Origin of the sequence: Bradyrhizobium sp., from assembly GCF_049691595.1 — a bacterium.
In the GTDB taxonomy this organism is placed as follows: Bacteria; Pseudomonadota; Alphaproteobacteria; order Rhizobiales; family Xanthobacteraceae; genus Bradyrhizobium.
The window spans coordinates 1-6,575 of the sequence record NZ_JBAVNZ010000647.1; the positions used below are offsets into that span (position 1 = coordinate 1).

The 6,575-nt window shown below is 63.8% G+C and carries 7 protein-coding genes; 3 read left to right on the forward strand and 4 right to left on the reverse strand.

The window, feature by feature from the left end:
* Complete coding sequence (locus WCE35_RS25890) at nt 1-489, reverse strand: NUDIX domain-containing protein (RefSeq protein WP_424596153.1); 489 nt, start codon at nt 487-489, stop codon at nt 1-3.
* 191 nt (nt 490-680) lie between these two features.
* On the opposite strand from WCE35_RS25890, the gene WCE35_RS25895 reads away from it, so the two are divergent.
* Nucleotides 681-1,568 carry a metallophosphoesterase family protein gene (locus WCE35_RS25895; protein WP_424596158.1) on the forward strand — a complete coding sequence of 296 codons (888 nt, stop codon included), beginning with the start codon at nt 681-683 and terminating at the stop codon, nt 1,566-1,568.
* 135 nt (nt 1,569-1,703) lie between these two features.
* On the opposite strand, the gene WCE35_RS25900 is transcribed toward WCE35_RS25895, so the two are convergent.
* From WCE35_RS25900 to aceA, 3 genes are all read right to left on the reverse strand, one after another.
* Entirely contained in the window at nt 1,704-2,258 is a 555-nt protein-coding gene (locus tag WCE35_RS25900) for a hypothetical protein (RefSeq protein WP_424596159.1), read from the reverse strand.
* 184 nt (nt 2,259-2,442) lie between these two features.
* Nucleotides 2,443-2,652: a DUF4170 domain-containing protein gene (locus WCE35_RS25905; RefSeq protein WP_424596154.1), complete on the reverse strand. Its 210-nt coding sequence runs from the start codon at nt 2,650-2,652 to the stop codon at nt 2,443-2,445.
* Nucleotides 2,653-2,677: 25 nt separating this feature from the next.
* A complete protein-coding gene (gene aceA / locus WCE35_RS25910; RefSeq protein ID WP_424596155.1) occupies nt 2,678-3,985 on the reverse strand; it encodes an isocitrate lyase in 1,308 nt (435 codons plus the stop codon).
* 178 nt (nt 3,986-4,163) lie between these two features.
* Between aceA and WCE35_RS25915 the strand changes: the two genes are divergently transcribed.
* Nucleotides 4,164-5,609, forward strand: a complete 1,446-nt coding sequence (locus WCE35_RS25915; RefSeq protein ID WP_424596156.1) for a helix-turn-helix domain-containing protein — start codon at nt 4,164-4,166, stop codon at nt 5,607-5,609.
* A 351-nt stretch (nt 5,610-5,960) separates the two neighbouring features.
* Nucleotides 5,961-6,575: BA14K family protein (locus tag WCE35_RS25920; protein ID WP_424596157.1), on the forward strand; the 615-nt coding region annotated here is incomplete at its 3' end.

A 6,575-nucleotide genomic window follows, 5' to 3' on the forward strand; every position in this document is an offset into this window, starting at 1 on the left:
CTAGCGCCAGGTGGCGATCGGCTCCCGGCCGCCGAGCACCTCGGCGATCCGAAGCCGTGTCCCCGGCGTCGTCCCGGCCGGCAACGCATCCGGATCGAAGAAACCGCATTGCTCGATCTCGCGATTCGGCTCCGGCAAGCGATCCTGCCGGAAGGCTCTGACGACGTAGACCGCGACATGGTCGCGGCGGGAAACATGGCTGTTGAGAAACAGGCCAAGCAGGTCCGGCTCGCCGTCCGGTTCGATCCGCCCCTCCTCCATCAGTTCACGCTGCAATGCATGGCGGAACGTTTCACCGACCTCGACGCCTCCGCCGGGCAGATGCCAGCCCGTCACATAGCTGTGCTTGACCAGAAACACCCTGTTGTCGGCGTCGAGCACGACGGCGCGGACCCCAAGCGTCATGCCGCGGGCGACGCGCCAATAGAGGTGAAACACCCGCCGCAGTTGCGGCTCGAGCCTTCTGCGCCAATTCTGCAAGGCCGTCACCGGGCCCTCGGATGGTCAGACATCGATTTGAACCTTGGGCTTGATCTCTTTGTGCTTGATCTTTGGGTTTGATCTTTGGGTCCGAACCTTGCGCGGGCGCCGCCGGCTTGCCAATACAGTGCAGGATACTGGAGACATCGTGAAATGACCGTGCGACGGCGGTATATCACAGACCATTGGCGGGAACGAAGCTGATGGCATTCACGCTCGCGCATCTGTCCGATCCGCATCTTTCGCCGCTGCCGGCGGCACGCTTTCGCGATCTCGCCGGAAAGCGCGCGCTCGGCTATCTCAACTGGACGCGCAATCGCCACAAATATCATCGGCGTGACGTGCTCGACGCGCTGCTGGCGGACCTGCGCGCGCAGCGGCCGGACCACATCGCGGTCACCGGCGATCTCGTCAATATCGCGCTGGACGCCGAATTCGCACCGGCGCAAGCCTGGCTTCGGAGCGTCGGCGCGCCCGATGAGGTGACCGTCATTCCCGGCAATCACGACGCCTATGTGCGCGCCACAAGGCATCGCTTTGTCGGAACCTTCGCCGAATATCTGCGCGGCGACGCCGCAGGCAAGCCCGTCATGTTTCCGTTCGTGCGCCGGCGCGGCCCGATCGCGCTGATCGGGGTCTCCTCGGCGGTGCCGACGCCGCCGCTGATGGCGACCGGCCGGCTCGGCCGCGCGCAGCTTGACGCGCTCGACCGCATCCTGGCGCAGCTGTCGGGCGAGCAGGCCTTTCGGGTGCTGCTGGTCCATCATCCCCTCAAGTCGGAATCCCGCGTCAAGCGGCTGACCGATTCGAAAGCGTTGCGCGCGCTGCTGCGCCGGCACGGCGTGGAATTGATCCTGCACGGCCACGACCACATTCACTCGACGATGTGGTTCGAGGGGCCAGGCGGAAAGATTCCCGCGATCGGCGTGCCTTCGGCGTCGGCGCTGGCGCACCGGCACTATCCGGCGGCGGCCTACAACCTGTTTTCGATCGCACGCGAGGGCGGCGCATGGCGCTGCGAACAGACCGTGCGGGGGGTGGGCGACGGGTTGCGGGTTAAGGAATTGCGGCGGGTGCAACTGATTTGAGAGTTCGTCATTGCGACGAGCGACAGTGATGAAGCAATCCAAACTCTTTTCGCGGTCAGATTCATGGATTGCTTCCGCCTTTGCTCGTTGAGCTACGGCGGACAGGTTGCTTGCGCGCGCAATGACGGTAAGGGTTCACAGATTTCGCAAGCTCGCGTACAGCGCCAACCCGAACAGCGCGAGCGCACCGAGCAGGAATCCGAGCACGAACATCCAAAACCCGCCGCGGCGCGGCTTGCCGGCGGCCGCCGGTCCGGCAACGGGCGTGACCACCATCGCGCGTTCGCGCTCGATCATGCGGCGCGCGACATAGTCGGTGACGGCGGCGACGACCACGGCGACGTCATGGGATTCGGCGAGCACGATGCGGCCGAAGCTCGTGTCCTGCACCAGACGGTAGATGCGCTTGTCGCGTCCCATTGCGACATGCGCCACCGCGTCGAGCCACAGCCGCGGCGCCTCGCCCTGGCTGATGCCGCGGTCGAACAGGTCGATCCGCTCCGGGATCTCGGCGAACAGGGGATCGAGCGCCTCGTTCAATATTTCCAGCCGCGCGACCTCGGCGTCGCGCAGTTCGACGACGACGCCGGTGCGGTCGGCGGCCTCGATCCGCGCCTGGCGCAGCGCATCGCGCAGCCTTGTCGGTCGCGCCTCGCGGGCCTCGTTGCCGGTGTTTTGCGCGTCTGACATGGTGTGGCGGCCTTTGCCCTGAAGGGTTGCGGTCATTAACCTATCAGCAACCATTATTTCCGCAAACGCGGTTCGCGCCCTGGGGCTTGGGTCTTTGGCCTGTTCCACAGGCAAGCGACCTCACCCGGAAACCGGATGAGGCCGCCCGTCCCTGGACGTTACGTGACTAATCGGCAGCCGCCCTTCAGGCCGAGACCCGCGACGGCTCCTCGACGATCGAAAAGCGCACGCCGGCCTTGTGGCGGTTCTGTTCCGAGACCTCGCGCCAGGCGTCCTCGGCCTCCTTGCGGCTCTTGAACGGACCCTGCACCTGGGCCGAGCCTTCCACGAGCTTGTGGAAGTTCATCGAGCCGAACTCGCCGCCAATCACCCAGAAATTGCTGCCTTTGGTCATGTCAGTCTCCTGTTATTCGGCCGGTTTACTCCGCCGCCTGAACCTTGATGTCGGAGCCATGCGGCTTGAACTGCGCGGCCTCGGTCGAGTCGTGAAGTGCTGTGGTCGACGAGGTGCCGCCGGTGATGGTGGTCGAGACCAGGTCGAAGTAGCCGGTGCCGACTTCGCGCTGGTGGCGCGTCGCCGAATAGCCATGCTTCTCGGAGGCGAACTCGGCCTGCTGCAGGCGGGAATAGGCCGCCATGCCCTCGGCCTTGTAGCCGCGCGCCAGTTCGAACATGCCGTGGTTGAGCGAGTGGAAGCCCGCCAGGGTCACGAACTGGAACTTGTAGCCCATCGCGCCGATCTCACGCTGGAACTTTGCAATCGTCGCCTTGTCGATATTGGCCTCCCAGTTGAACGACGGCGAGCAGTTATACGCCAGCATCTTGCCGGGATAGACCTTGTGCACGGCTTCGGCGAATTCCCTGGCTTCCTGAAGGTTCGGCGTCGAGGTTTCCCACCACAGCAGGTCGGCATACTTCGCAAACGCGATGCCGCGCTTGATGCAATGCTTAAGACCGGTGCCGGGCTTGAGGCGGAAAAAGCCTTCCGCGGTGCGCTCGCCGGTGATGAACTCGCGATCGCGCTCGTCGACATCGGCGGTGATCAGCTTGGCACTTTCGGCGTCGGTGCGCGCCAGCACGAAGGTCGGCGTGCCGCAGACGTCGGCGGCCAGACGCGCCGCGATCAGATTGCGCTCATGCGCCGCGGTCGGGATCAGCACCTTGCCGCCCATGTGGCCGCACTTCTTTTCCGATGCAAGCTGGTCCTCGAAGTGAACGCCGGCCGCGCCCGCCTCGATATAGGCCTTCATGATCTCGAACGAATTGAGCGGACCGCCGAAGCCAGCTTCCGCGTCGGCCACGATCGGAACGAACCAGTCGATCCTGGCGCCGCCTTCGGAGTGCTCGATCTGGTCGGCACGCTGAAAAGTGCGGTTGATGCGGCGGCACAGTTCCGGACCCGCATTGGCCGGATAGAGGCTCTGGTCCGGGTACATCGCGCCCGCGGTGTTGGCGTCGGCGGCGACCTGCCAGCCCGACAGATAGATCGCGGGCAGGCCGGCGCGCGCCTGCTGCATCGCCTGGTTGCCGGTGACGGCGCCGAGCGAGTTGACATAGGGCTCTTTCTTCAGCGATTCCCACAGCCGATTGGCGCCCTTCTCGGCCAGCGTGTAAGCGATCGGCACGGAGCCGCGCAGCTTCTCCACCTCGGCCGGGGTATAGGGACGGCTGATGCCATCAAAACGCCCCGCGGGCGCCGGGACCAGCTCTGCAAAACTCTTGGCCATCATTATCTCCAATCGACATTCGTGACAGTGCGTTGCGATAGTGACGTGAGCTAGACGCCAAAAACCGGATTTCGTATAGATAGCTTGCGTTTCAATCGTGATGTTGTGTAACATATAAACTTGTCATATATGTCATTTTGTTATTTTTGTCACAAAAAGGGAGCGGTAGGCTGCTGCCATGGCGACCGATTCCGGAAAAAAACTGTTCGTCGGCCCGAGATTCCGCCGCATCCGCCAGCAATTGGGGCTGTCGCAGACCCAGATCGCCGAGGGGCTCGGCATTTCCCCGAGCTATATCAACCTGATCGAGCGCAACCAGCGCCCGGTCACCGCGCAGATATTGCTGCGGCTGGCCGAGACCTATGACCTCGATCTGCGCGACCTCGCCACCGCCGACGAGGACCGTTTTTTCGCCGAGCTGAACGAGATCTTTTCCGATCCCTTGTTCCGCCAGATCGACCTGCCGAAGCAGGAGCTGCGCGACCTCGCCGAACTGTGCCCCGGCGTCACGCACGCGCTGCAACGGCTGTACGCCGCCTATACCGAAGCCCGCCGCGGCGAGACGCTGGTGGCGGCGCAGATGGCCGACCGCGACGAGGGCACGCGCTTCGAGGCCAATCCGATCGAGCGCGTGCGCGACCTGATCGAGGCCAACCGCAATTATTTTCCCGAACTGGAACAGGCCGCGGAAAATCTGCGCGACGAACTGAACGTGCCGGCCGACGGATTGTTCGCCGCGCTTGCCGCACGGCTGCGTGAAAAACATTCTGTCGTCACCCGCGTCATGCCGGTCGACGTGATGCGCGAGACCCTGCGGCGGTTCGATCGCCATCGCCGGCAATTGCTGATCTCGGAGCTGGTCGACGGCCCCGGCCGCGCGTTCCAGTTGGCCATCCAGATCGGGCTTGCCGAATGCGGCGCCAGCATCGAGACCATTGTGAATCGCGCCGGCCCGCTCGACGACACGCCGCGGCGGCTCTACCGGATCACGCTGGCGAATTATTTCGCCGCCGCCACCATGATGCCCTATCAGGCCTTTCACAGCGCCGCGGAGACGTTGAACTACGACGTCCATGTGCTGGCGCAGCGCTTCAATGCCGGCTTCGAGCAGGTCTGCCATCGCCTGACCACGCTGCAGCGGCCGAATGCGCGCGGCGTGCCGTTCTTCATGCTGCGGGTCGACAATGCCGGCAATGTCTCCAAGCGGTTTTCCTCCGGCACTTTTCCGTTCTCGAAATTCGGCGGCACCTGCCCGCTGTGGAACGTGCATTCGACCTTCGACACGCCGGACCGCCTGCTGAAACAGGTGATCGAACTGCCCGACGGCACGCGCTATTTCTCGATCGCGCAGATGGTGCGCCGGCAGGTCTCGCCGCACCCGCAGCCGCAGCCGCGTTTTGCCATCGGCCTCGGCTGCGAAATCCGCCACGCGGCAAAGCTGATCTACGCCACCGGCATGGATCTTGAAAAAACCGAGGGCACGCCGATCGGCGTCAACTGCCGTCTCTGCGAGCGTGAAAACTGCAGCCAGCGCGCCGAGCCGCCGATCACCCGCAGCCTGATCCTCGACGAGAACACAAGGCGGGTGTCGTCGTTCGCGTTCAGCAATGCAAGGGAACTGTGAAGGCGGCAAGGCGAGCGCCGGTGTTGCGACCGTCATTGCGAGCAAGGCGAAATTTTCTTGCAGGATGGACTGGACAGCGCAAATCACCGTTGAAATCGTTCGTAAAATCGCCGTTTTCGCGCGACTTCCAGCGCCGGAATTTTCCCGGTCTCGCTCCAGATTCCCGTGGCGCGTGGGCGGATCGGTCGCGGCTCATGATCAAGTCACGGGGCAATTTTTTTTTCGCTTCATGGGGCCGCACCCGGCCTTTGCCGGGTTCCCTGACCGATTTGGGCCACAATCGGCAGAATAGATCGCGCACCCGATCTCCGTGCAGGGGACGGACAGTACCCGTGGAGAGTGAGTGATCGCATGAAACACCTGTCGGCCTTCCTTCTTTCGGTGATTAGCAGCGCGGCCCTCGCCCAGACACCCGGCGCGCTCGATTCGAACCCGGCTCCGGCGCAATTCACCGCGAACGAAGACAATTCGTCAGGCGGCTGTGTGCCGATCGGCCTGACCGTTTCCGGCGAAAGCGTGTTCCCGATTCACTGCAAGGCATTTCTCGAACGGCAGCGCGGACCGGCTGCGGAGCAGAAGTCGGCCGCTGTGGAAGAGAAACCCGCAGCCGTGGAGGAGAAACCCGCGGTTGCGGAAGTGAAGCCCGCGACCGTGGAAGAGAAACCCGCGGTTGCAGAAGAGAAGCCCGCGGCAAAACAGCCGGAAGCGACACAGGAGGCGAAACGATCGGAGGAAGCCGCGCCCGGCGAAAGCAAATCGATGCGCAAAGCGGCTGAAACAATTCCACTACCGCCAAGGCGCGATCCGCGCCAGCACGCCGCTGGCTCAAACGACTGCAGCCGGTTTCGGAGCTACGATCCGGCATCGGGAACCTACAAGTCCTATGACGGGCAGATGCGGTCCTGCCATCAGCCGGCAGGCAGCGCCTCGATCGAGAAAACCTATTTACTCTCTCGCTCGACCGGG